Here is a 19,038-nt window from a genome sequence, read left to right on the forward strand (position 1 = left end):
CCCGCCGGCCTGGGGGCCGCCTGGGCTCCCGCCTGCGCGGGAATGACGAAGTAGAGGGCGCGGCGCCCCGTCTCACCGGATGCGGCAGCCGGCAGGTCATTCCCTACCGGCCACGCAGCAAGAGCGCAGCGCACCCACACCCGTCATGCCCGCGAAAGCGGGCATCCACGCCGGCCGGGATGCCGGCACGCCGCGCACCCTATGTCGTCATTCCCGCGAAGGCGGGAATCCAGGCGGCCCCCAAGTCGGCCGTCAGCTCTTGGGCCGGCGCCACAAGGCCCCAAACCGCGGTTTTCCTGCGTCATCCCTGCGCTTTGGCGTGGGGCCGCCTGGATGCCCGCTTTCGCTGGCATGACGGAACGGGGAGCGCGGCGTCTCGGCTCACGGGATGCGGCAGCCGGCCGCCGCGTCCCCGCCAGCCCAACTTCCGCCCAGCCTGATCCCCGCCCACCGCCTCCAGGAGCCCCGCATGAAACTGCAACTCGACCGCCCCCACGCCCTGGCCCTCGCCGAGGCGCATCCGGAGCTGGACTGGCTGCACAGCCAGTTGCGCTTTGGCCACCGCATCGAGGTCGCCTCCACGGCCATGCCGGTGGCGGCGCTGGAGTCGCTGGCGCAGCTGTACGAGGACGCCGGCGCCGCCCTGGCCGGGCGCGCGGCGCAACTGCGCGCCCTCGTGGCCGCGCTGCGCTCGGACGAGCCCCGCTTCAAGCCCGGCGACGAGCTCGAAGCCCTGCTGCCCGCCCTGGTGCGCCACCTCGCCCGCGACGCCCAGGCCACGGGCGCGCGCGGCTGGCTGTTCGCCGCCAACGCCCTGGGCAAACCGCTGGCGTGGCTGGTGACGCGGCTGGACTTCATCCCGGGCTCGCAGGAGGAAAACGCCAAGCTGGTGGTGGAGCTCAAGGCGCACGCGCGCGCGGGCGTCATCACGCAGACGCTGCGCCTGGCCGAGGCCGACCTGCGCGCCGCGCCGGCGCAAGGCCTCACCATCGCCGCGCTGCTGGCGGCCAAGGGCTTTATTCGCGAAACGCCCCAGCTCCTGGCTGCCTACGACGCCACGGCCGAGCGCTACTTCGAGTGGCGCGGGCGCTACGGCGCGCAGTTCTCGGGGCAGGGCCTGGGCTTCCACGCCGAAGACCCTTCGGCCACGCACCGCGACACGGACTGGGCGCGCAAGGACCAGATCGTCCTCAACAGTGGCGGCGGCGCGGCCCGCCTGGTCAACGACGAGGGCGTGCTGCCCCCGCGCGGCGCGCTGCTGGACAGCCCCGGCGACATCCTCGGCCCCTACCTGCGCCGCGCCGCCAAGAGCAGCGACTTCGATTGCGAGGACGAGGTCAAGGCGCTCAAGGAGAGCCTGCCGCCCGGCCTCTTCACCGCGCTGCCGGTGCACGCCTACCTCTTCATGTTCCACCTGGGCCTGCACCAGCACCTGTGGGTGCACGCCGACGACGTGCTGCCCTACGTCTACACGCCCGCGCTCAAGGACAAGCTCGTCCTGCCGCCGGAGCAGACCGAGCTGATCGACATCCTCACGGCCGAGATGGACGTGCTCATGGACGATGTGGTGGCGGGCAAGTCCGGCGGCACCACGGTGCTGTGTGCCGGCCCCGCGGGCGTGGGCAAGACGCTCACGGCCGAGGTCTATGCCGAGGTGATCGGCCGGCCGCTGTACCGCGTGCACTCGGGGCAGTTGGGCCTGTCGGTGGCCGCCATGGAAACGGCGCTCAAGGAGGCGCTCACCCGCGCGCAGCGCTGGGGCGCGGTGATGCTCATCGACGAGGCCGACGTCTACATCCGCAAGCGCAGCGACGACATCGCCGCCAACGCCGTGGTGGGCGTGTTCCTGCGCGTGCTGGAGTACTTCGACGGGCTGCTGTTCCTCACCACCAACCGCATGGACGACATCGACGAGGCCATCCTCTCACGCTGCATCGCCCTCATCCGCTACCACGCGCCGGACCTCGCGGCGCGCGAGCGCATCTGGGGCGTGATGGCGGCGCAGTTCGGCCTGGCGCTGCAGGAGGGCCTGTGCGCGCAGCTCGCCGCCACCTACCCGCAGGCCACGGGGCGCGACATCAAGGGCCTGGCCAAGCTGGTGGCCAAGACCTGCCGCCACCTGAACCTCCAACCCACGCTGGACGTGTTCGCCCGCTGCGCCATGTTCCGCGCCCTGGACCCGGCCGCGCCGGCCCATGGCTGAGCCCTCCCTGAACCCCTTACGCGCCCCGCGCCTGACCCATGTACCACCGCTCGCTCTACGACATCGTGATGGACACCGGACGCTCCATCCAGGAGCTCACGCGCGAGATGCAGGGCGAGGAGGAGCTGTTCGCCAGCACGCTGACGCTGCGCGCGGTGGAGGCGCAGCTTTTGATCATGGCCCACACCCTGGGCAACATGACCCCGGCGCTGCACAGCCGGCTCATGGAGGTGGACTGGATCGGCTGGGCCACCCTGCACGACAAGCTGCGCCGCGGTATTCAGCCCCGGCGCGAGGAAATCTGGTATGCCGTCAGCGCCCTGGTGCCCCAGTCCATGACGCTGCTGTCCGAACTGCGCCGCAAGCAGCCGGTGTGGTTCGAAATCAATTACTGAAAGGGAATTTCCCGTGAGCGCCACCCTGGAAACCACGCCGCTGTCCGACCTGGAATACCGGCAAATCACCAGCGCCATACTCTCCAATATCGAGACAACGCTGGACCGCTGGCTGGAGGAAATCGACCTGGACGTCGATACCCGCCGCAGCGGCGGCCTGCTGGAATTGGTGTTCCCCAACCGCACGCACATCGTGATCAATACCCAGCCGCCGCTGCAGGAATTGTGGATGGCGGCCAAGAGCGGCGGTTTTCACTACCGCTGCGTGCAGGGCCGCTGGCTGGACCGCGAGGGCAAGGAGTTTTATGAGGCCCTGTCCGAATGCGCCAGCGAGCAGGCGGGCAAAACGCTGAAATTCACGCCGCCGAATTGACGGTACCGGCAAATATTTGAGTTTTCGCGCCATGGCCATCATTCAACCCAGCACCCTGGTGATCGCGGAAATGATCACCCACGATTTCATCTGGCACGGCGCGGGCGCCACCTGCGACGAGGCGCGCGAGGCGCTGCTGTCGGCTTGGGCGCGGCACCGCGGCGAGGTGACGGCCCAATTCCCGCAACTGGAAGCGACGCTGCCGCCAGCCGGGAAAATGCAATCCCACTTCAAGATCACTTACCGCGAATACGAGCGGGGCGGCGGGTATCGCGGCGACGATCGCCTGGTTTGAAAGCCGTGGGCGCCGGCCTGTGCCGCGGCCCACGGCACAGGGGTGCGGCGCGGCCGGCTTACTTGCTCGCCAGTTGTTCCCGCAGCCCGTCAAACCCGGCCTTGTAGATGCCGGCAACGATGTCCTTGGCCTTGGCGTCGTCCACCGCCTCGGAGCGCACGGCGTCGAAATCGCTTTTCCAGGTGATGCGGCTGCCCTTGCCGGCGGCCTGCACGCTCAGCGTGGACACATAGTGGGCCACGGGCAGCGGAGATTCCACGATCTCATAGCGCATGCGGTGCGCACCGGCATCCAGCGCCTGCAGTTTCTCGACGATGACGGCGCCGTCCCGGGTGGTGACTTTGCGCACCGCGCCTTTCTTGTTGTCCTGGCCGGCCGTCAATTGGGTTTGGGCCACGACGGGGTGCCAGGCCAGGCTGGAGAATTTTCCAATCACCTGCCAAACCACGGCGGGCGGCGCGTCCAGGGTCGTGGTTTCTTCGACATGCAAGGCGCCGGCCGCCGAGGCGGTGCCCGCCAGCAGGCCCAGGCCCCAGGCGCAAGCCAGGCCCAAGATATTCATGCGGTATTTCATGCGCGTGTCTCCCGTGTCGTGTGACATGACGGGCGGATTCTAGGAAGCGGTTCTCCACAAAAGCCCGGCCCGACCGGCCGCGGGTAAATGACTCCCCAGGGCGCGGGCAAATTGCCCGCCACCGGTGCGTTCAAGCCCAAACCAGGCCGCAGCTTTTAATTCGCCGGCCTTGCGCAAATTCATTTTCTGGGCCAGAGGCGCGGACACGGCCGCGCGGCGCCAGGCTTGGGCCGCCGCAGCGCTGCGCCTCAGGCCCTTTGCGGCCGCAACGCCCGCGCACCCGAAAGCGCCAGCAGCAGGGAAAAGACCACCACCGTCGCCAGCCCTGCCGTGAGCGAGAGGTGCTGGGCGATGAAGCCGATCACCGGCGGCCCGGCCATGAAGCCCAGGTAGCCCATGGAGGACACCGCCGCGATGCCGTTGGCCGCCGGCACGCCCGGCACCCGCGACGCGGCGGCAAACAGCACCGGGATGACGTTGGCCAGCCCTAAACCCACCAGCGCGAAGCACGCCAGCGCCAGCGCCGGGTGGCGCCCAAGCAGCGCCACGGCCATGCCGGCGGCCGACAGCAGCGCGCTGGCGGTCATGAGGCTGTGCGCGGGCCAGCGCGCGCGGGCCCAGTCGCCACCGAGCCGCGCCAGCCCCATGGCCACGGAGAAGCTCGCGTAGGCCAGCGCCGCCAGCGCGGGCGCGCTGCCGAGCTCGCGCTGCATGTAGAGCACGCTCCAGTCGTACATGGCGCCCTCGGCCACCAGGCCGATCGCGGCCAGCGCGCCCAAGGCCCACAGCACGCCGCGCCCGCGCGCGCCAAAGCTGCGGCTGTCGGCCGCGGCGTGGGCGTCCGGCGGCGTCACGGGCAGCGTTGGGCGGGTGGCCCACCACAGGGCCAGCAGCGCGGCTGTGCCGGTAGCGGCCAGGTGCAGGGCGGGCTCGGCCTGCAGCCGCAGCAGCAGGCTGCCGAAAGCGGCGCCGGCCATGCCGCCGAAGCTGAAGAGGGCGTGGAAGCGGCTCATCAGCCGCTGGCCGCTGGCGTGCTCCAGCGCCGAGCCGCCGGCGTTCATGGCCACGTCGTAGACGCTGCCGGCCGCGCCGAACACCATCATGGTGGCCAGCAGCAAGGGCCAGGCGTGGCTGGCCAGCAGCAGCGTGAGCGACAGCGCCGCCACCACGCCCGTGAGCAGCGCCACGCGCTGCGGCCCCCAGCGGCCCACCCAGCGCCCGGCAAAGGCCAGCCCGCCCAGGGCGCCCACGCCGGCGGCCAGCATGGTCAGCGCCAGCGTCTGCTCGTCGAGGGCGTAGTGCGCGCGCACCGTGGGCACGTGCACGCCCCAGGTGGCGAAAAGAAAACCGCTGACGAAGAACTGCAGGCGCACGGCCCACACGGGCCGATCAAGAGACAAGGGCATGGGGAAGACAAGACGCGGAACGTGGGAAGGGCAGGCGGGCAGCGGCGCGGCGCCATGCCGGTGCGAGGCCCACCGGGGGCAAGTGTCGCGCCCGGCACGCGGCGGTACCGGGGGCCGCGGCGTCCTTATGCCTTCCTGATGCGGCCGCTGCTACGGTGCGCACCATGGACACAGAGCATCACTTCCCGTGGCGCGCCTTGCGCCGGCTGCCGGCCGCCGCGGTGTGGGCGGCGGCTTGGGCCGCCATGCTGGCGCTAGACGGCCGGGTGGACCTGGCCAACCTGGCCATGCTGCCGGTGCTGGCCTCGGCGCTGGCCACGCTGTGGCTGCCCATCGCGCCCTCGCTGCTGCTGACGCTGGCGTCGGTGCTGGCCTTCAACTGGGCCTTCGTCCCGCCGCGCCACGACTTCACGGTGGACCTGCGCCAGGACGCGCTGCTGTTGGGCGCCATGCTGCTGGTCAGCGCCCTGGTGGCGGGGCTGGTGGCGCGCCAGCGCCGGCTGGCCGACAGCGCCCGCCACCACGCCGCGCAGGCCGAGCAGTTGCGCCGCTTCGCCGAGGCACTGCGCGACGCCGAGGCGCCCGCGCAGCAGGGCGCGCTGCTGCGCCAGGCCCTGCAGCAGCTCTGGGGCGCCGAGCCCGCGCTGCTGCTGCTGCAGGACGCGCTGCCGGACAGCGACGACCCGCAGGCCGTGCTGAACCTGGGCACGGCCGACGCCGACGCGCGGGCCGGCCTGTGGCAATGCCTGCGCCAGGCGCGCGCCTTCGGCCCCGGCACGGGCGCGCACGGCGAGCTGCGGCAGTGGTATTTGCCGCTGCGCGGGCGGCAGGCGGCCTTTGGCGCCGCGGTGCTGGCGCTGGACGCGCTGCCGCCCGCCACGCACGAAGTGGAGGCGCTGCGCCGCCAGGCGCAGGCGCTGTGCGACCAGGCGGGGCTGTCGCTGCAGCGGCTGCAGGCGCAGCGCGCGGCCGAGCGAGCGCGCGAGCAGGCGCAGGCGCAAGGGGTGCGCAACGCGCTGCTGGCGGCCATCTCGCACGACTACCGCACGCCGCTGGCGGCCATCCTGGGCGCGGCCACGTCGCTGCTGGAGCAGGGCGAGCGGCTGACGCCAGCGCAGCGCGGGCGGCTGGCGCGCAGCATCGTGGACGAGACCACGATGCTCAGCCGCCTCACCGACAACACGCTGCAATTGGCGCGGCTGGACGCGCCGGGCGTGCAGTTGCGGCTGGACTGGGAATCGGCCGAGGAGATCGTGGGTGCGGTGCTGCGCCGCGTGCGCCCGCACGACCCGGGCCGGCGCGTGCGCGCCTGGCTGGCGCCGGGGCTGCCGCTGCTGCGCTGCGACGCGCTGCTGCTGGCCCAGCTGCTGGAAAACCTGGTGGACAACGCGCTGAAGTACAGCGAGGCGCCGGCGCCGGTGGAGCTGGCCGTGCAGCCGCGCCCGGGCCACGTGGTGCTGGCCGTGCGCGACCGCGGCCCCGGCGTGGCACCGGGCTGGCGCGAGAAGGTGTTCGAGGTGTTCCAGCGCGGCGAGCCGATCTCGGCCGCACCCGCGGGCGAGCGGGCGCGGCGCGGCGCGGGCGTTGGGCTGGCGGTGTGCCGCGCCATCGCGCGGGCCCATGGCGGCGAGCTGCGGCTGCGCCCGCGCAACAACGGCGGCACCAGTTTCGAGTGCTGGCTGCCCGCGTCCGAGCCGCCGCGCTCGCCGGGCGAGGCGGACGTGGCGGACGCAGCGGCCGAACAGGCGGCGCTGGACGCCCCCGCGCCGGAGGGCGCCCAAGCCCAAGCCCAAGAGCCGCACGGCACCGGCGCGCAGGCGGCCACTTCAAACGGCACCGCCGCGGCGCGGGGGACGCCATGAGCCTGCGCGTGCTGCTGGTGGAGGACGACCGCGAGCTGCGCGCCACGCTGCGCGACGCGCTGGCGGTGGAGGGCTACGAGGTCGTCACCGCGGCCAGCCTGGCCGAGGGCCTGGCGTTGCTGGCGAACCTGGGCAAGCGTCCCCGCCACGCGGGCGACGCGGGCGTGGACCTGGTGCTGCTGGATTTGGGATTGCCCGACGGCGAGGGCGAGACGCTGCTGGCTGCCCTGCGCAGGCGGCACGCGCTGCCGCTGATCGTGATTTCCGCGCGCGAGAGCGACGGCCAGAAGATCCGGCTGCTGGACGCCGGCGCGGACGACTACCTCGTGAAACCCTTCGGCATCGGCGAGCTGCTGGCGCGCATGCGCGTGGCGCTGCGCCACCACGGCACGCGGCTGGCGCCGGCCGTGCTGCGCTATGCGCGCGGCGGGCTGCTGGTGGACCTGGAGCGTCGCGAGGTGCGCCTGGACGGCGCGGCCGTGCACCTCACGCCCACCGAGTTCGAGCTGCTGGCGCGCCTGGTGCGCAGCGCCGGCCGCGTGGTGACGCACCGCCAGTTGCTGGTGGACGTATGGGGCGCGCAGCACGCCGCGGACACGCACTACCTGCGCCTGTACATGGGCCAGTTGCGCGCCAAGCTGGAGGCCGAGCCGGCCGAGCCGCAACTGCTGCTCACCGAGCCGGGCGTGGGCTACCGGCTGGCCGAGGCGCAGGCGCCGGACGGCGCGGCCGGGGCGGCGGCGCACGGCTGATCCTTATGCGTTCCTGATGCCCCGCGCGCCAAGCTGGCGCGCATGGACATTCACCCAGCTCCCTCCCTGCCCGCGGCCGGCCTGGCCGCCGCGCCGGCCGTCCACACCGGCCCCACCGGCCCCGCCAACCCTGCGGCGCCCTCCGGGGCGGCCGGCCTGGCCGCCCCAGCCCGCCACGGCCTGCCCGCGCTCACGCTGGGCGCCATAGGCGTGGTCTTCGGCGACATAGGCACCAGCCCGCTGTACACGCTCAAGGAGGTCTTCCAGCCCGCCACCGGCGTGCCGCTGGACGCGGTGCACGTGGTGGGCGCGTGCTCGGCCATCTTTTGGGCGCTGATGCTCATCGTCAGCTTCAAGTACGTGGTGCTCATCCTGCGCGCGGACAACCGCGGCGAGGGCGGGGCGCTGGCGCTCACGGCGCTGGCCGCGCACGCGGTGCGCGCCCACCCGCGCCGGCGCCGCGCGCTGCTGCTGCTTGGGCTGTTCGGCGCCACGCTGTTCTATGGCGACGGCGTGATCACGCCGGCCATCTCGGTGCTGGGCGCCATGGAGGGGCTGCAGGTGGCCTCGCCTGCGCTGCAGCCCTGGGTGGTGCCCGTGTCGCTGGCGGTGCTGGCGGCGCTGTTCGCGGCGCAGCGGCTGGGCACGGCGGCGGTGGGCGTGGCGTTCGGCCCCATCATCACGCTGTGGTTCCTGACGCTGGCAGCCACGGGCGTGCAGCAGGTGGCGCACGAGCCGGCCATCCTGGCCGCGCTCAACCCGCTGCACGCACTGGCCTTCCTGCAGGAGCGCGGCTGGCAGGTGTTCGCGGCGGTGGGCGCCATCGTCCTGGCCATCACCGGGGCCGAGGCGCTGTACGCGGACATGGGGCACTTCGGCCGCGCGCCCATACGGCTGGCCTGGACGGCGCTGGTGCTGCCGGCGCTGGCGCTGAACTACCTGGGCCAGGGCGCGCTGCTGCTGCGCGACCCCTCGGCGCTGGAGAACCCGTTCTTCCGCCTGTTCGCGCCGCAGTGGGTGCCGGCGGCCATCGTGCTGGCGACGCTGGCGGCCATCATCGCCTCGCAGGCCGTGATCTCCGGCGCCTATTCCATGACCAAGCAGGCCATGCAACTGGGCTTCCTGCCGCGCATGGCGCTGCGCAATACCTCCGAGCGCGAGGCGGGGCAGATCTACATCCCGGCGGTGAATTGGGCGCTGCTGGCCGGCGTGGCCGCCGTGGTGCTGGGCTTCGGCAGCTCCTCGGCGCTGGCGGGCGCCTACGGCATCGCGGTGACGGTGACCATGCTGGTGACCACCGTGCTGACCTACTTCGTGGTGCGCCACGGCTGGGGGCTGCCGCGCGCGGTGGCGCTCTCGGCCACGGGCTTCTTCCTGGTCGTGGACACGCTGCTGGTGGCCGGCTGCAGCGTGAAGTTCCTGGACGGGGGCTGGTTCACCTTCGCGGTGGGCCTGGGCCTGTTCACGCTCATGAGCACCTGGGCCCGCGGGCGGGAGCTGCTGCTGCAGAGCATCCGCAGCGAGGGGCTGCCGCTGGAGGGCTTCGTGCAAGGACTGGGCGCCTCGGTGTCGCGCCGCGCCGACCGCGCCGCGGTGTACCCGGTGGCCGACCCGGCCACGGTGCCGCACGCGCTGCTGCACAACCTCAAGCACAACCAGGTGCTGCACGCGCGCAACGTGGTGCTGACGGTGGTGTTCCACGACGTGCCCTGGGTGGAAGAGGCGCGCCGCGCCGAGGTGCGGGCGCTGGACCACGGCTTCTGGCGCGTGGCGCTGCACTTCGGCTTCATGCAGCCGCCGGACGTGCCGCGGGCGCTGGCGCTGTGCGAGGCGCAGGGGCTGCGGCTGCCGCCCTTCGAGACCAGCTACTTCCTCAGCCGCGAGACGGTGGTGCCCACGCCGGGCGCGGGCATGGCCGGCTGGCGCGAGCGGCTGTTCGCGGCCATGAGCCGCAACGCCGCCAGCGTCGCGGACTTCTTCAGGCTGCCGGACAACGCGGTGGTGGAGCTGGGCACGCGCATACAGATCTGAGCGGCAGGGACCGCGCGGGCGTGGCCCACAATCCGGCCCATGGATGCCGACACCTCCTCCCTGCTGCGCCGGCTGCTGGCCGAGCGCCCCGTGGCCGCGCTGGCGACCCTGCACCGCGGCGAGCCCGCCGTGTCCATGGTGCCCTTCGTCCTGCCGGCGCAGGACACGCGGCTGTTCATCCACGTCAGCGGCCTGGCCACGCACACGCGCGACCTGCTGGAGCACCCGCGCGTGGGCCTGCTGGTGACGGCCGCCGACGGCGGCCCCTGGCCCGCGCAGGCGCTGCCGCGGGTGTCGCTGCAGGCCGACGCCGTGCCGCTGCCGCGAGAGGGCGGGGACTACGCCGCCGCCAAGGCGCTGTACCTGGCGCGCTTTCCCGATTCGGCCCAAACCTTCGAGCTGGGCGACTTCGGCATGTTCGCGCTGCAGCCGGTGTCGGCCCGGCTCATAGGCGGCTTTGGCCGCGCCCACAGCCTGGTGGCCGAGGGTTTGGGCACCTGGCTGCGCGAGCCGGCCTGAGGAAAGCCCTCAGATGTCCACGCAACGAAGCCTTCGCATAGAACCCTTGGGCCGCACCGTGCCGGTGGAGGAGGGCCGCACGCTGCTGGAGGCGGCGCTGGCCCAGGGCATCAAGCTGCGCAGCAGTTGCCGCAACGGCACCTGCCGCGAGTGCCTGGCCCGCATCGTGGAGGGGAGCGTGCGCTACCGCGTGGAGTGGCCGGGACTGTCGCCGGACGAGAAGGCCGAGGGCTGCACGCTGCCCTGCGTCGCGCTGCCGCAGACGGACGTGGTGCTGCTGCAGCCGCGCCTGGAAGTGCCGGGCTGAGCCGCGGCGCGGCGGGCGCAGCGCTTACTGCGGGCGCAGCGCGTCAAAGGCCGCGGCCATTTCCTCGGCCGGCACGTCGTTGAGCGCGGTGGCGGCGAAGACGTCCTCGCCATCGAGCCAGCGGCGCTCGCTGCCGGCGTCGTCCAGCGCCATGAGCAGCGAGCGGTTGAGCTCGTACACGCCCCAGGCCAGGCCGGCGCTGCGCAACGAGGACTGCATGGCGTTTTGCACCAGCGAGCGCACGCGGCGGTGGCCTTCGCTGTAGGGCACCTGCAGCACGCGGCCGGAGGCCGCGTCCACGCAGGCCTTCAAGTCGTGCGAGGCGTGTCCGCGGCAAGCCAGCGGGCGCACGGTGTAGATGACGCAGGCGCCCTGCGCGATGAAGGGGCAGCGCTGGCGCAGCCGCACGCGCGCGGCCTCGGTCAGGCCGGCGGTCTGCGCATCGGCCTCGCGCAGCGTGGCCACGAGGTCTATGCCGCGCTCCAGCAGCCGCGGCGTCACCGCGCGCAGGAAGCGCGCCACCAGCAGCACTTCCGGTGCGGTCGCACCCACGCGCAAGGTGCAGCACGTGGCGCAGCCCTTGCCGCAGGCCAGCGGCGGCTCGTCCTCGCACTGGATGGCCACATTGCCCGCGAAGCTGTCGAAGGCCTGCCCCAGCAGGGCATCGAGCAGCAGCGGCGCGCGCGCGCCGTCGGCCAAGGTGGTGTCGAATGCGCGGTGCAGCGCCTGGAAAAATTCGCGGGAAGGGTGCATGGTGGGCGCAAAGTTAGAGACTTCGTGGCCTGCGCAACTTGAGCTGTCTCAACCTGCCCCCGTGCATAAGTCTTGCATTGGATCACTTCACGACCGCACGCCGGACGCGGCCTTGTCACGTTTGTACGGTTCACGCTGCACGCAGCGTTTCTTGTGAAGGCTCTCATGGATCTCACGGAACAGGCCCCCTTGGCCGAGCAGGTTTCCCCGCTGGACGAAGAAGACTTGCGCCGCTGGCGCGCGTGCGCGCGGCGCTTCTGGTTGCACCGCCACGGCAACGCCGAAGCGCCCCAGGCGCCGGCCGAACCGGGCGCGGACCGCATGGTGGACGGCCCCGCCGCCACGCAGGCGCTGCGGGCCTGCTGCCCCGCGCTGGTCAGCATCGAGGCGCCCGCCGGCGATGACGAATGGCAGGCCGCCATCGACCTCACCGAGCGGCTGGTGGTGGACGTGGGTGCGCAGGACGAGGCCTGGGGCATTGCCGGCGCCTGTTTCGCCAGCGACGAGGGCGTGCGCGTGCGCGTGGACCTGCTCACGCGCGGCAGCGCCGGCTTCAAGCTGTTTCGCGTGCGCCACGCCACCGCGGGCAGCGAGGCGGACGTGGACGCCGTGGCGCTGTGGGCGCACGTGCTTTCGCGCAACGCGCTGCGGGTGCAAAGCGCGGGGCTGATGCTGGTGGACACGGCTTTCGTCTATCCCGGCCACGGCTGCTACGCGGGCCTGTACCGCGAGGTGGACCTGGCACCTGTGCTGGGCACGCGGCCCGTGGGCGACTGGATCGTGGCCATGCGCCGCTGCGAGCGCGCGCAGATGCCGCCCGTGCCCCTGGGCGCCCCGTGCGGCGCCCCGGCCGCCGGCGGCGGGCTGTGCGACTCCATTGACCGCTGCGGCGTGCCCGCCGTGGAGCCCACGCTGGCGGACCCGGCCTACAGCCTGGACATCGTGGGCCGCGAGCTGGCGGCGGAGTTGCGCGCCGAAGGCTACGTGGACCTGCGCAGCGTGCCGCAGCACAGGCTCATGGCCGAACGCCACCGCCGCGCCGCGCGCGCGGTCAAGCACGGCGAGCCGGTGCTGGACCCGGGTGCCGGCGCCGCACTGCGCACGCTGGCCGGTCCTCGGCGCTGGCTGCGCTTCGAAACCATCGGCTTTGCCGTGCCGCCGTGGGCGGGCACGCAGCCCTACCAGGCCTTGCCCTTCCAGTGGAGCTGCGCGCTGGCACAGGAAGACGGGACGGTGCGGCACGCGGGCTTCCTGGCCGGCCCGGACGGCGACCCGCGCCGCGGCTTTGCCGCCTCGCTGGTGGAACAGTTGGGCCGCGAAGGGCCGCTGTTCGCCTACAACGCCGGTTTCGAGCGCAACCGCATACGCGAGCTGGCGCAGCGCTTCGACGACCTGGCCCCCGCGCTGGAAGCGCTGCTGCCGCGCTTCGTGGACCTCTTCGCGCTGCTGCGCGACCACTACTACCACCCGGCCATGGCCGGCTCGTGGTCGCTGCGCTCGGTGTTCAAGGCCGTGGCGCCGCAGGCGGGTGCGCACGAGTTCTCGCTGTCCTGGCAGGGCCGCGCCATGCACAGCCCGCTGGAGGCCTTCGCGGCGTCGCTGGAGCGCGGCCTCACCAACGGGCAGGCGGGCCAGTTGCGCGACGCGCTGTGGGCGCACGGCGAGCGCCATTGCACGGCGCTGCGGCACATCACGCAGGCGCTGGAGCAAGCCTGATCCCGCCTCCCGCCTGGCGCCGATGCCGGCATCACGGGCTTGGCGCGATGCGGGTGGACATGAAAAAGAGCCATGCCCCCGTCAAAGGGCATGGCCTGCAAAGGAGTCTGTCAGAGCGAATGCGCGGCGCGTCAGGAGGCCGCCTTGGCCTTGAACGAGCCCAGCAGGTGCTCGGCGGCCACGGCCAGGCCGGAAGCGTCTATGGCCTTGCCGTACAGCACGTGCCAGGTCAATTGCGACAGCGACTGCTCCAGTTGCTCGGCCACTTCGGCGGACACATAGCGGCCAGCCGGGGCAGCGGCGGATTCAGTGGCGATGTTGATCGAAGGCAAAGACATGAAGGGCTCCACGTGGTAGTTGCGGGAGCCACAAAATTAACCCAAGTCAAAACCCAACAGGCAAGCTCGGCCATAAGACCCCAGCAAATCCCTTCCCGATAGGGACTTTTTGCTTGGATGAAGGAACGCATTGCGCTCCGCGGTGGGCCCCGATGTTGCTTTCCCGCCTGGGGCGCCAAACCTTGGAGACCTGTGGATGACGGTACAACAACTCATGCAGGCGCTGGCCTCGCTGCCGGCCAGCGCCACGGTGCTGCTCGAAGGCGATAGCGGCCTCTCGCCCCTGGGCTGTCTGCAATGGCTGCCCGGCGTGGGCGGCCAGCCCGACGAGGTGCTGCTGCAGCCCGACATGACACCGGACTGACCCTGTCGCAAACCCGACAATGAACACGATTCGCCCCGACGACGACCTGCTGTTTTGCCTGGAACAGAGCAGCGCTTACCCGCCCGATGCCGTGCACGTCACGATGCTGGCCCTGGCGGCAGCTTCCGGCCGGCTGCGGCGCATGACGCGCCCGGCGCGTTGGGCACTGCTGGCCACGGCGCTGATGGCGCCGCGTCCCTCGGCTGCCTTCGAAGCGCTGCGGCTGTCGCGCGCGCTGGCGCAACTGCTGCCGGAGCTTGACGGCCTGTTCGGCGTGCCGCAGTTGTCGGACGGGCCGGAGTGGGTGGACGTCGGCCTGCACCAGTGGCGCTTCATAGACGAGGCCGCGCGCGTGAACGCGCCGCTGGCGTTGCGCTTTGCGGCGCTGATGCACAAGGTGGGCAAGGCCGGCACGCCGCGCGAGATCTGGCCGCACCACCACAAGCACGATCAGCGCGCGCACGCGGCCATCGAAGCGCTGGCCAGGCGCGCGGCGGTGCCGGCGGATGCCGTGGCGCTGGCGCACCTGGCGGTGGACGAGTGCGACCGCATACACCGCGCCAGCGACATGCGCGCCGGCCCCATCGCCGTGCTGCTGGAGCGGGTGCAGGCCCGGCAGCAGCCGGCCCGCCTGGAGCAGTTGCTGCTGTTGTGCACCTGCGATTGGGCCGCGTTCGAAGGCCACCATGCCGAGGAGTACGTCAAGGCCGACCGCATCAGGCTGGCCCTGGCCGCCAGCCGCGCGGCCGACGTGGCCGGGCTGGACGAGGACGCGGCGCTGCAGGCGCGGGCCGAGGCCATCGCCGCGGCGCTGGGCAGCGGCGTCAGGAAGTAGGCTCAAGGCCCTGGGCCCTGACCCGGCGCAAGGGCGGCGGGTCAGGGCCGGGAGTCCGTCAGAAGGTCAGGACCTGGGGCTCGTCCTCGTCGGACGAGGTGACGATGGCTTGGCGCAGCGTGCCGTCGTCGTTGTAGAGGTAATCGTGGCGCATCTCGACCTCGCCGTAGACCATCTTGTCGCAGCGGCGCATGCGCCCTTGGGCGTCGTACTCGGCGCGGAAATAGGTGTTGCGGTGGCGCAGGGAGGCCATGTCCAGCTCCTGGCTGAGCTGCAGCGGCAGCTTGATGCCGCTGTAGGTCAGGAAGCAGCGGACGGTGCGTTGCGCTTCGGTGGTGTCGGTGCTCATGCGGCGGGCGGGGTGTCGAGCACCGCGCTCAGGTTCAGGGTGATGTTGTTCTTGGTGGCGTCCACGTAGGGGCAGATGCCCTTGGCGCGCTGCAGCAGGTCGTCGGCGGAGGCCTGGTCCAGCGGGCCGGCCATGTGCACGACCAGTGTCAAGGCCATCTTGTAGGTGTCCTCGAAGGTGACGTAGAGCGAGAGGTCGGCCTCGACGTAGCAGCCGCGCAGCGGCGCGTGGCTCTTGCGGGCGATGTGGCGCACGGAGTGCTCGAAGCAGGCGGCGAAGGCGCCGGCGAAGAGCTGCTCGGGGTTGGGGCCGTCGCCCTTGCCACCCATGGAGGCGGGCACGGCGAGCTTGAGCTTGAAGCTGCCGTCCTCGCTCTGCATGGTGCCGCTGCGGCCGCCCTGCGTGAGCATCTGGGCTTTGTAGACCATGTCCATGGCGGCGCTCCTCAGCCCTTGAGCAGTTTGTTGCGCTCGGAGGCGCTGTAGTTGCTGAAGTGGCCCTCGCGGGCCGCGGCGCGGCGGTTGGAGGCGATGATGGCCTTGATCTTGCCCTGGGGCGCGGTCAGCGAGACCTGGCGCTCCAGCCCGGTGGAGGCGCAGTGGGGGCAGGCCGGCGTGGTGCTGGAGCGCACCAGCAGCTCGAAGTCCTGGCCGCAGGCGGGGCAGTGGTAGTCGTAGAGGGGCATGTCGGCCTCAAGCGTTGGTGGGGGAAAGGGAAGCGCTGGCGGGGCGCGGGGAACCGGCACGCGGCGTGGCCGCGCGCAGCAGGCGCAGGCATTCCAGCGAGGCGGCCATGTCCAGGGCGGTGAAGCCGTCCTGGGACTGGAGGGCGGGGTCGGCGCCCAGCTCCAGCAGCCGCTGGACGATGGCGGGCTTGCCGCTGGAGGCGGCGTACATCAGGCAGGTGGCGCCGGTGGCGTTGGCGTGGTTGATGTCCAGGCCGGCCGCCACCAGAGCGGCCACGAGGTCGGGGTCGTTGGCCACGCAGGCCAGCCACAGGGCGGTGTTGCCGTCGCCGTTGACGGCGTGCAGCTCCACGCCGCAGCCCAGCAGCGCTTCCACGACGGCCGTTTCGCCCTTCCAGGCCGCATGCATGAGCGGCGTGTTGCCGTGGCTGCCGGGCGTGTTGAGCCCTTCGAAGCCCTGGCGCTGCAGCCATTCGGCCAGCCACAGGGCCTGGGCCTCGTGCGATTGCCGGCGCTCCCAGGCCTCGAAGCCGCCCATGAGGTCGCAGACCTGCTGGAAGCCGAAGTCCACGAACATCTGCGCGTAGGTCTGGCTGGCGTTGCCGTGGTAGCAGTAGACGAACACGGGGCGCGAGCGCGGCTCGCGCAGCAGCAGCATCTCGTGGTTGCGCCCGTCCAGGCGCACGCTGCCGCTCAGGTGGGCTGCGGCGTGGTGCTGGGCGGCGCGTGCGTCGAGGATGAGCGCATCGGGGTGCGCGTTCAACCACGCCTGCGCCTGCGCGGCACTCAGGCGTTGGAAGGCTCTGGCGTCCATGCGTACTCCTCTCGCCCGGCGTAGGGCGGTGTGCTCTGGATGCGCGGGTCGTGCTGGCCCGCGCCGATGGTGAAGTGGTAGACCGACTGCAGGCGCGTGCCTTCCATGCCCAGCAGCTCGTGCAGCGCGTCGTCGAAGTAGCAGCCAATGCCCGTGCCGTTGAAGCCGCAGGCTTGCGCCTCCAAGTACAGCACCTGGCCCAGCAGGCCGGCTTCGGCGAGCAGGTCGCGGTAGCTCCAGGGAGCACCGGCCAGGGCGCCGTCGTACTCGGCCAGCATGGCCACGGCCAGCGTGGCGTCGCTGCCCAGGGCCTGGTGGCAGTTGATGGTGCGCAGCGTGCCGGCCAGCGCGGGGTTCTCGGCCAGGCGCCACAGCGGCAGCCCGTCCACGGGCAGCCACTCCATGCCGGCGCCCAGCGCCGAGCGCAGCAGGGCTTCGCCGGCTGCGCTGCGCGGCAACACGTAGGCGCCGGGCGCCAGGCCCTCCACACGGTGGGCGAACAGCACGGGGTGGATGCGCGCCGGGCCGGGCAGCAGGTCCCAAGGCAAGGCAGCGGTCACAAGGGCTCGCACCAGGCGGGCCAGCGCCGAAAGCGGCATGACGGCGCGGCGGTCGAAGCGCTGGGCGCTGCGCCGGGTGCGAATGATCTCGACGGCCGGCTCGGCGGCGGCGGCCGGCGCGCCCGGGATGTCCGGCGGCCGCGCGTCCGGCACGCCGGCGCAGGCGGCTTCAAGTTGCGGCCGCGACGACGCAGCCGACGCATCGGCGATGACGGGCCAGCGGTACATGGGGTGCTTGTCCAGCCGGTTGGCCTTGCCGAGCCAGGTGCCGGCCATGAGCCACTGCGCCGGATCAGGCGCGGCGCCGGCCGGCGCCGCAGGGGCGGGCAGCAGCTCGACCAGGCAATCCGGCGCCTCGCGCTCGGCGTCCTGGAAATCGCCGTCACGGTCCAGGCCCAGCAGCGCGGCCAGTTCGGCATCGCCCAGGCCCTCGACCACGCGTGCGCGCCAGCCCAGCACGGCGGCGGCGTAGCGCAAGGCGCCCAACGCATGGCCGGCATCGAGCTGGCAGTAGCGGAAGGCGCGCTCACCGTACTTCCACGCTTCGCGCCAGTGAATGGAGGCGAGGCCTATCCACAGCCGCGTTCCCTCGCCGGCGGCGGCACGGGCCTGCGCGCGCCGCTCCAGCGCGTGCTCACGCGGTGCGTAGTGGTAGAGGCCGTCGTCCAGGCCGCGCACGCCTTGGGCGAGCAGGTAGGCCTCGGTAGGGTGCAGGTTGCCGCTGGAGGGGTTGACGCGCACGGCCCAGCGGTCGGGGCCATGCTGCTTCCATGCGGCCAGCGCGAAGCTCAGCTCGAACAGCAGGCCTATGGCGTTGCGGTCCGCCGGGCGCGGCGGCACGGCGCCTTCGCGAAAAAGCGCTTCCCAGGCGGGCGATTCGCCTTGCGCCAATGTCGCAGCCGGCAGCGGCAGCATCGTCACCACAGCGCCCGCCCAGCGGCGGAAAGGGTCGGGCTGCGCGTCCCAGTCCAGCGTTTCGGGACCGGCCGCGTAGCGCTGCAGGTGGTGCTTGGTGCGCTGGTGGTAGGCACGCACGCGGCCTTCGGCCGTGGGCGCCGGCGTTGCGGCCGCACCGGGCGAGGCTAGGGCAGTGGCGGGCTTCAAGGCCGTCAGATGGTGTTCTTGATGTGGTCGGCGATCTTCCAGAACGCCGCATCAAGCTCCTGGCGCAAGCCTTCGTCGGGGCACGTTTCGGCCAGCGCCTGGCGCATGCAGGCCATCCAGGCATCGCGCGCGGCGGCGTCGATGTCAAAGGGATGGTGGCGGCGGCGCAGCATGGGTGAGCCGCGGTCGGCCGAGTAGACCTTCTCGCCGCCCATCCATTCGATGAAGTACTTCACCAGGATGGCCTTGGTCGGCCCCAAGTCGGGCTCGTGCATGGCGCGAATGGTGCGGGCGTCCTCGCGCGTATCCATGGCCAGGTAGAAGGCATCCACCAACTTCTTCACGGCCTCGGGCCCGCCCAACCGCTCCAGGTGCGGATTGCGGGTGCTGCAGACAACGGGAATATGAGCGCTCATGCCCGGTGCTCATGCAACAGCCGTACCAGCCAAGGCCGACCCGGGCCGCACAGCGCAAGCCTGTGGCGCACCCGGAGAAATCTCCAATCACCACGGTGGGAATTGAGCGGCGTCATGTGCGCAATGGCCGCCGGCACGCCGTGCTTTGTCGGATTTCAAACAAATCCGTCGGAGCCCCAACGCCGTCGACCAGACACCGACAAAACCGTGTTTTCCCAATCGAATCAATTACTTACCCAGTGACCACAGGCTTGGCACGGGCATTGCGATGGAGAGGCTGCGCGCAGCCCGACTCCGGCTTCGAGGGAGCTTCAAAAGAAGACCCACGAGCAACCGAAGGAAGCACTGAGGACGACAGCGCCGGTCTATTCGTCAACTCCGCAACGG

At 71.8% G+C, this 19,038-nt stretch carries 22 protein-coding genes; 12 read left to right on the forward strand and 10 right to left on the reverse strand.

Translation table 11 applies throughout. The annotated features are described in order from the left end of the window. The first annotated feature begins 469 nt into the window (after positions 1 to 469). From ALA01S_RS25680 to ALA01S_RS25695, 4 genes are read left to right on the forward strand one after another with little or no spacing between them, the layout of a single operon-like run. Positions 470 to 2,203: an AAA family ATPase gene (locus ALA01S_RS25680; RefSeq protein ID WP_066342152.1), complete on the forward strand. Its 1,734-nt coding sequence runs from the start codon at positions 470 to 472 to the stop codon at positions 2,201 to 2,203. 38 nt (positions 2,204 to 2,241) lie between these two features. Continuing rightward, complete coding sequence (locus tag ALA01S_RS25685) at positions 2,242 to 2,598, forward strand: ribonuclease HepT family protein (protein WP_066342153.1); 357 nt, start codon at positions 2,242 to 2,244, stop codon at positions 2,596 to 2,598. 13 nt (positions 2,599 to 2,611) lie between these two features. Next, positions 2,612 to 2,971, forward strand: a complete 360-nt coding sequence (gene cyaY / locus ALA01S_RS25690; protein WP_238455950.1) for an iron donor protein CyaY — start codon at positions 2,612 to 2,614, stop codon at positions 2,969 to 2,971. 31 nt (positions 2,972 to 3,002) lie between these two features. Further along, on the forward strand, positions 3,003 to 3,266 hold the full coding sequence (locus ALA01S_RS25695) for a hypothetical protein (protein WP_066342154.1): 264 nt from the start codon (positions 3,003 to 3,005) through the stop codon (positions 3,264 to 3,266). Between the two features lie 58 nt (positions 3,267 to 3,324). Here the strand turns inward: ALA01S_RS25695 and ALA01S_RS25700 are convergent, their stop codons facing one another. Together ALA01S_RS25700 and ALA01S_RS25705 are read right to left on the reverse strand one after the other, a co-directional pair. Further along, positions 3,325 to 3,828 carry an SRPBCC family protein gene (locus tag ALA01S_RS25700; RefSeq protein WP_066342155.1) on the reverse strand — a complete coding sequence of 168 codons (504 nt, stop codon included), beginning with the start codon at positions 3,826 to 3,828 and terminating at the stop codon, positions 3,325 to 3,327. Between the two features lie 260 nt (positions 3,829 to 4,088). Next, complete coding sequence (locus tag ALA01S_RS25705; protein ID WP_066342156.1) at positions 4,089 to 5,246, reverse strand: MFS transporter; 1,158 nt, start codon at positions 5,244 to 5,246, stop codon at positions 4,089 to 4,091. A gap of 164 nt (positions 5,247 to 5,410) precedes the next feature. Here ALA01S_RS25705 and ALA01S_RS25710 point away from each other — a divergent pair, with 164 nt between their 5' ends. The 5 genes from ALA01S_RS25710 to ALA01S_RS25730 are packed head-to-tail and all read left to right on the forward strand — an operon-like array spanning position 5,411 to position 10,717. Next, complete coding sequence (locus ALA01S_RS25710) at positions 5,411 to 7,108, forward strand: sensor histidine kinase (protein ID WP_084267954.1); 1,698 nt, start codon at positions 5,411 to 5,413, stop codon at positions 7,106 to 7,108. Next, entirely contained in the window at positions 7,105 to 7,860 is a 756-nt protein-coding gene (locus ALA01S_RS25715; RefSeq protein WP_066342157.1) for a winged helix-turn-helix domain-containing protein, read from the forward strand. The genes ALA01S_RS25710 and ALA01S_RS25715 overlap by 4 nt, the downstream gene beginning before the upstream one ends. A 42-nt stretch (positions 7,861 to 7,902) precedes the next feature. After that, on the forward strand, positions 7,903 to 9,891 hold the full coding sequence (locus ALA01S_RS25720; protein WP_084267955.1) for a potassium transporter Kup: 1,989 nt from the start codon (positions 7,903 to 7,905) through the stop codon (positions 9,889 to 9,891). A gap of 39 nt (positions 9,892 to 9,930) precedes the next feature. Continuing rightward, positions 9,931 to 10,410 (forward strand): pyridoxamine 5'-phosphate oxidase family protein, encoded by a 480-nt coding sequence (locus ALA01S_RS25725; RefSeq protein WP_066342158.1) that lies wholly within the window; start codon positions 9,931 to 9,933, stop codon positions 10,408 to 10,410. 13 nt (positions 10,411 to 10,423) lie between these two features. Beyond that, positions 10,424 to 10,717: a 2Fe-2S iron-sulfur cluster-binding protein gene (locus tag ALA01S_RS25730; RefSeq protein WP_066342159.1), complete on the forward strand. Its 294-nt coding sequence runs from the start codon at positions 10,424 to 10,426 to the stop codon at positions 10,715 to 10,717. 24 nt (positions 10,718 to 10,741) lie between these two features. On the opposite strand, the gene ALA01S_RS25735 is transcribed toward ALA01S_RS25730, so the two are convergent. Continuing rightward, the gene (locus ALA01S_RS25735) at positions 10,742 to 11,470 is read right to left on the reverse strand and encodes a YkgJ family cysteine cluster protein (protein WP_066342160.1); all 729 of its coding nucleotides are present in this window, start codon (positions 11,468 to 11,470) and stop codon (positions 10,742 to 10,744) included. A gap of 165 nt (positions 11,471 to 11,635) precedes the next feature. Between ALA01S_RS25735 and ALA01S_RS25740 the strand changes: the two genes are divergently transcribed. Next, the gene (locus tag ALA01S_RS25740; RefSeq protein WP_066342161.1) at positions 11,636 to 13,186 is read left to right on the forward strand and encodes a DUF2779 domain-containing protein; all 1,551 of its coding nucleotides are present in this window, start codon (positions 11,636 to 11,638) and stop codon (positions 13,184 to 13,186) included. Between the two features lie 131 nt (positions 13,187 to 13,317). On the opposite strand, the gene ALA01S_RS25745 is transcribed toward ALA01S_RS25740, so the two are convergent. Next, positions 13,318 to 13,524: a hypothetical protein gene (locus tag ALA01S_RS25745; protein ID WP_066342162.1), complete on the reverse strand. Its 207-nt coding sequence runs from the start codon at positions 13,522 to 13,524 to the stop codon at positions 13,318 to 13,320. Between the two features lie 196 nt (positions 13,525 to 13,720). Here ALA01S_RS25745 and ALA01S_RS25750 point away from each other — a divergent pair, with 196 nt between their 5' ends. Both ALA01S_RS25750 and ALA01S_RS25755 read left to right on the forward strand, forming a co-directional pair. Continuing rightward, positions 13,721 to 13,888 (forward strand): hypothetical protein, encoded by a 168-nt coding sequence (locus ALA01S_RS25750; RefSeq protein WP_169806015.1) that lies wholly within the window; start codon positions 13,721 to 13,723, stop codon positions 13,886 to 13,888. Positions 13,889 to 13,907: 19 nt separating this feature from the next. Continuing rightward, on the forward strand, positions 13,908 to 14,723 hold the full coding sequence (locus ALA01S_RS25755) for a hypothetical protein (RefSeq protein ID WP_066342164.1): 816 nt from the start codon (positions 13,908 to 13,910) through the stop codon (positions 14,721 to 14,723). Positions 14,724 to 14,781: 58 nt separating this feature from the next. Here the strand turns inward: ALA01S_RS25755 and ALA01S_RS25760 are convergent, their stop codons facing one another. From ALA01S_RS25760 to ALA01S_RS25785, 6 genes are read right to left on the reverse strand one after another with little or no spacing between them, the layout of a single operon-like run. Continuing rightward, entirely contained in the window at positions 14,782 to 15,072 is a 291-nt protein-coding gene (locus tag ALA01S_RS25760) for a DUF6156 family protein (protein WP_066342165.1), read from the reverse strand. After that, positions 15,069 to 15,506: an Ohr family peroxiredoxin gene (locus ALA01S_RS25765; protein ID WP_066342166.1), complete on the reverse strand. Its 438-nt coding sequence runs from the start codon at positions 15,504 to 15,506 to the stop codon at positions 15,069 to 15,071. Before ALA01S_RS25765 ends, ALA01S_RS25760 begins: the two co-directional genes overlap by 4 nt. A gap of 11 nt (positions 15,507 to 15,517) precedes the next feature. Further along, on the reverse strand, positions 15,518 to 15,757 hold the full coding sequence (locus tag ALA01S_RS25770; RefSeq protein ID WP_066342167.1) for an FmdB family zinc ribbon protein: 240 nt from the start codon (positions 15,755 to 15,757) through the stop codon (positions 15,518 to 15,520). 7 nt (positions 15,758 to 15,764) lie between these two features. Continuing rightward, on the reverse strand, positions 15,765 to 16,571 hold the full coding sequence (locus ALA01S_RS25775) for an ankyrin repeat domain-containing protein (protein ID WP_084267956.1): 807 nt from the start codon (positions 16,569 to 16,571) through the stop codon (positions 15,765 to 15,767). Then, a complete protein-coding gene (locus tag ALA01S_RS25780; protein WP_084267957.1) occupies positions 16,544 to 18,235 on the reverse strand; it encodes a nitroreductase family protein in 1,692 nt (563 codons plus the stop codon). The genes ALA01S_RS25775 and ALA01S_RS25780 overlap by 28 nt, the downstream gene beginning before the upstream one ends. Before the next feature lie 5 nt (positions 18,236 to 18,240). Further along, entirely contained in the window at positions 18,241 to 18,651 is a 411-nt protein-coding gene (locus ALA01S_RS25785) for a group II truncated hemoglobin (protein ID WP_066342168.1), read from the reverse strand. Positions 18,652 to 19,038: the final 387 nt, after the last annotated feature.

Source organism: Azohydromonas lata NBRC 102462 (genome assembly GCF_001571085.1).
Taxonomy (GTDB): domain Bacteria; phylum Pseudomonadota; class Gammaproteobacteria; order Burkholderiales; family Burkholderiaceae_C; genus Azohydromonas; species Azohydromonas lata.

Bases quoted from the DNA above. Each gene is read 5' to 3' on its own strand.
- ALA01S_RS25785 (WP_066342168.1), bottom strand. From the start codon at position 18,651: ATGAGCGCTCATATTCCCGTTGTCTGCAGCACCCGCAATCCGCACCTG.
- ALA01S_RS25770 (WP_066342167.1), bottom strand. From the start codon at position 15,757: ATGCCCCTCTACGACTACCACTGCCCCGCCTGCGGCCAGGACTTCGAG.
- ALA01S_RS25700 (WP_066342155.1), bottom strand. From the start codon at position 3,828: ATGAATATCTTGGGCCTGGCTTGCGCCTGGGGCCTGGGCCTGCTGGCG.
- ALA01S_RS25710 (WP_084267954.1), top strand. From the start codon at position 5,411: ATGGACACAGAGCATCACTTCCCGTGGCGCGCCTTGCGCCGGCTGCCG.
- ALA01S_RS25730 (WP_066342159.1), top strand. From the start codon at position 10,424: ATGTCCACGCAACGAAGCCTTCGCATAGAACCCTTGGGCCGCACCGTG.
- ALA01S_RS25735 (WP_066342160.1), bottom strand. From the start codon at position 11,470: ATGCACCCTTCCCGCGAATTTTTCCAGGCGCTGCACCGCGCATTCGAC.
- ALA01S_RS25745 (WP_066342162.1), bottom strand. From the start codon at position 13,524: ATGTCTTTGCCTTCGATCAACATCGCCACTGAATCCGCCGCTGCCCCG.
- ALA01S_RS25750 (WP_169806015.1), top strand. From the start codon at position 13,721: ATGACGGTACAACAACTCATGCAGGCGCTGGCCTCGCTGCCGGCCAGC.
- ALA01S_RS25740 (WP_066342161.1), top strand. From the start codon at position 11,636: ATGGATCTCACGGAACAGGCCCCCTTGGCCGAGCAGGTTTCCCCGCTG.
- ALA01S_RS25695 (WP_066342154.1), top strand. From the start codon at position 3,003: ATGGCCATCATTCAACCCAGCACCCTGGTGATCGCGGAAATGATCACC.
- ALA01S_RS25705 (WP_066342156.1), bottom strand. From the start codon at position 5,246: ATGCCCTTGTCTCTTGATCGGCCCGTGTGGGCCGTGCGCCTGCAGTTC.
- ALA01S_RS25680 (WP_066342152.1), top strand. From the start codon at position 470: ATGAAACTGCAACTCGACCGCCCCCACGCCCTGGCCCTCGCCGAGGCG.
- ALA01S_RS25685 (WP_066342153.1), top strand. From the start codon at position 2,242: ATGTACCACCGCTCGCTCTACGACATCGTGATGGACACCGGACGCTCC.
- ALA01S_RS25715 (WP_066342157.1), top strand. From the start codon at position 7,105: ATGAGCCTGCGCGTGCTGCTGGTGGAGGACGACCGCGAGCTGCGCGCC.
- ALA01S_RS25775 (WP_084267956.1), bottom strand. From the start codon at position 16,571: ATGGACGCCAGAGCCTTCCAACGCCTGAGTGCCGCGCAGGCGCAGGCG.
- ALA01S_RS25720 (WP_084267955.1), top strand. From the start codon at position 7,903: ATGGACATTCACCCAGCTCCCTCCCTGCCCGCGGCCGGCCTGGCCGCC.
- ALA01S_RS25755 (WP_066342164.1), top strand. From the start codon at position 13,908: ATGAACACGATTCGCCCCGACGACGACCTGCTGTTTTGCCTGGAACAG.
- ALA01S_RS25725 (WP_066342158.1), top strand. From the start codon at position 9,931: ATGGATGCCGACACCTCCTCCCTGCTGCGCCGGCTGCTGGCCGAGCGC.
- ALA01S_RS25765 (WP_066342166.1), bottom strand. From the start codon at position 15,506: ATGGACATGGTCTACAAAGCCCAGATGCTCACGCAGGGCGGCCGCAGC.
- ALA01S_RS25760 (WP_066342165.1), bottom strand. From the start codon at position 15,072: ATGAGCACCGACACCACCGAAGCGCAACGCACCGTCCGCTGCTTCCTG.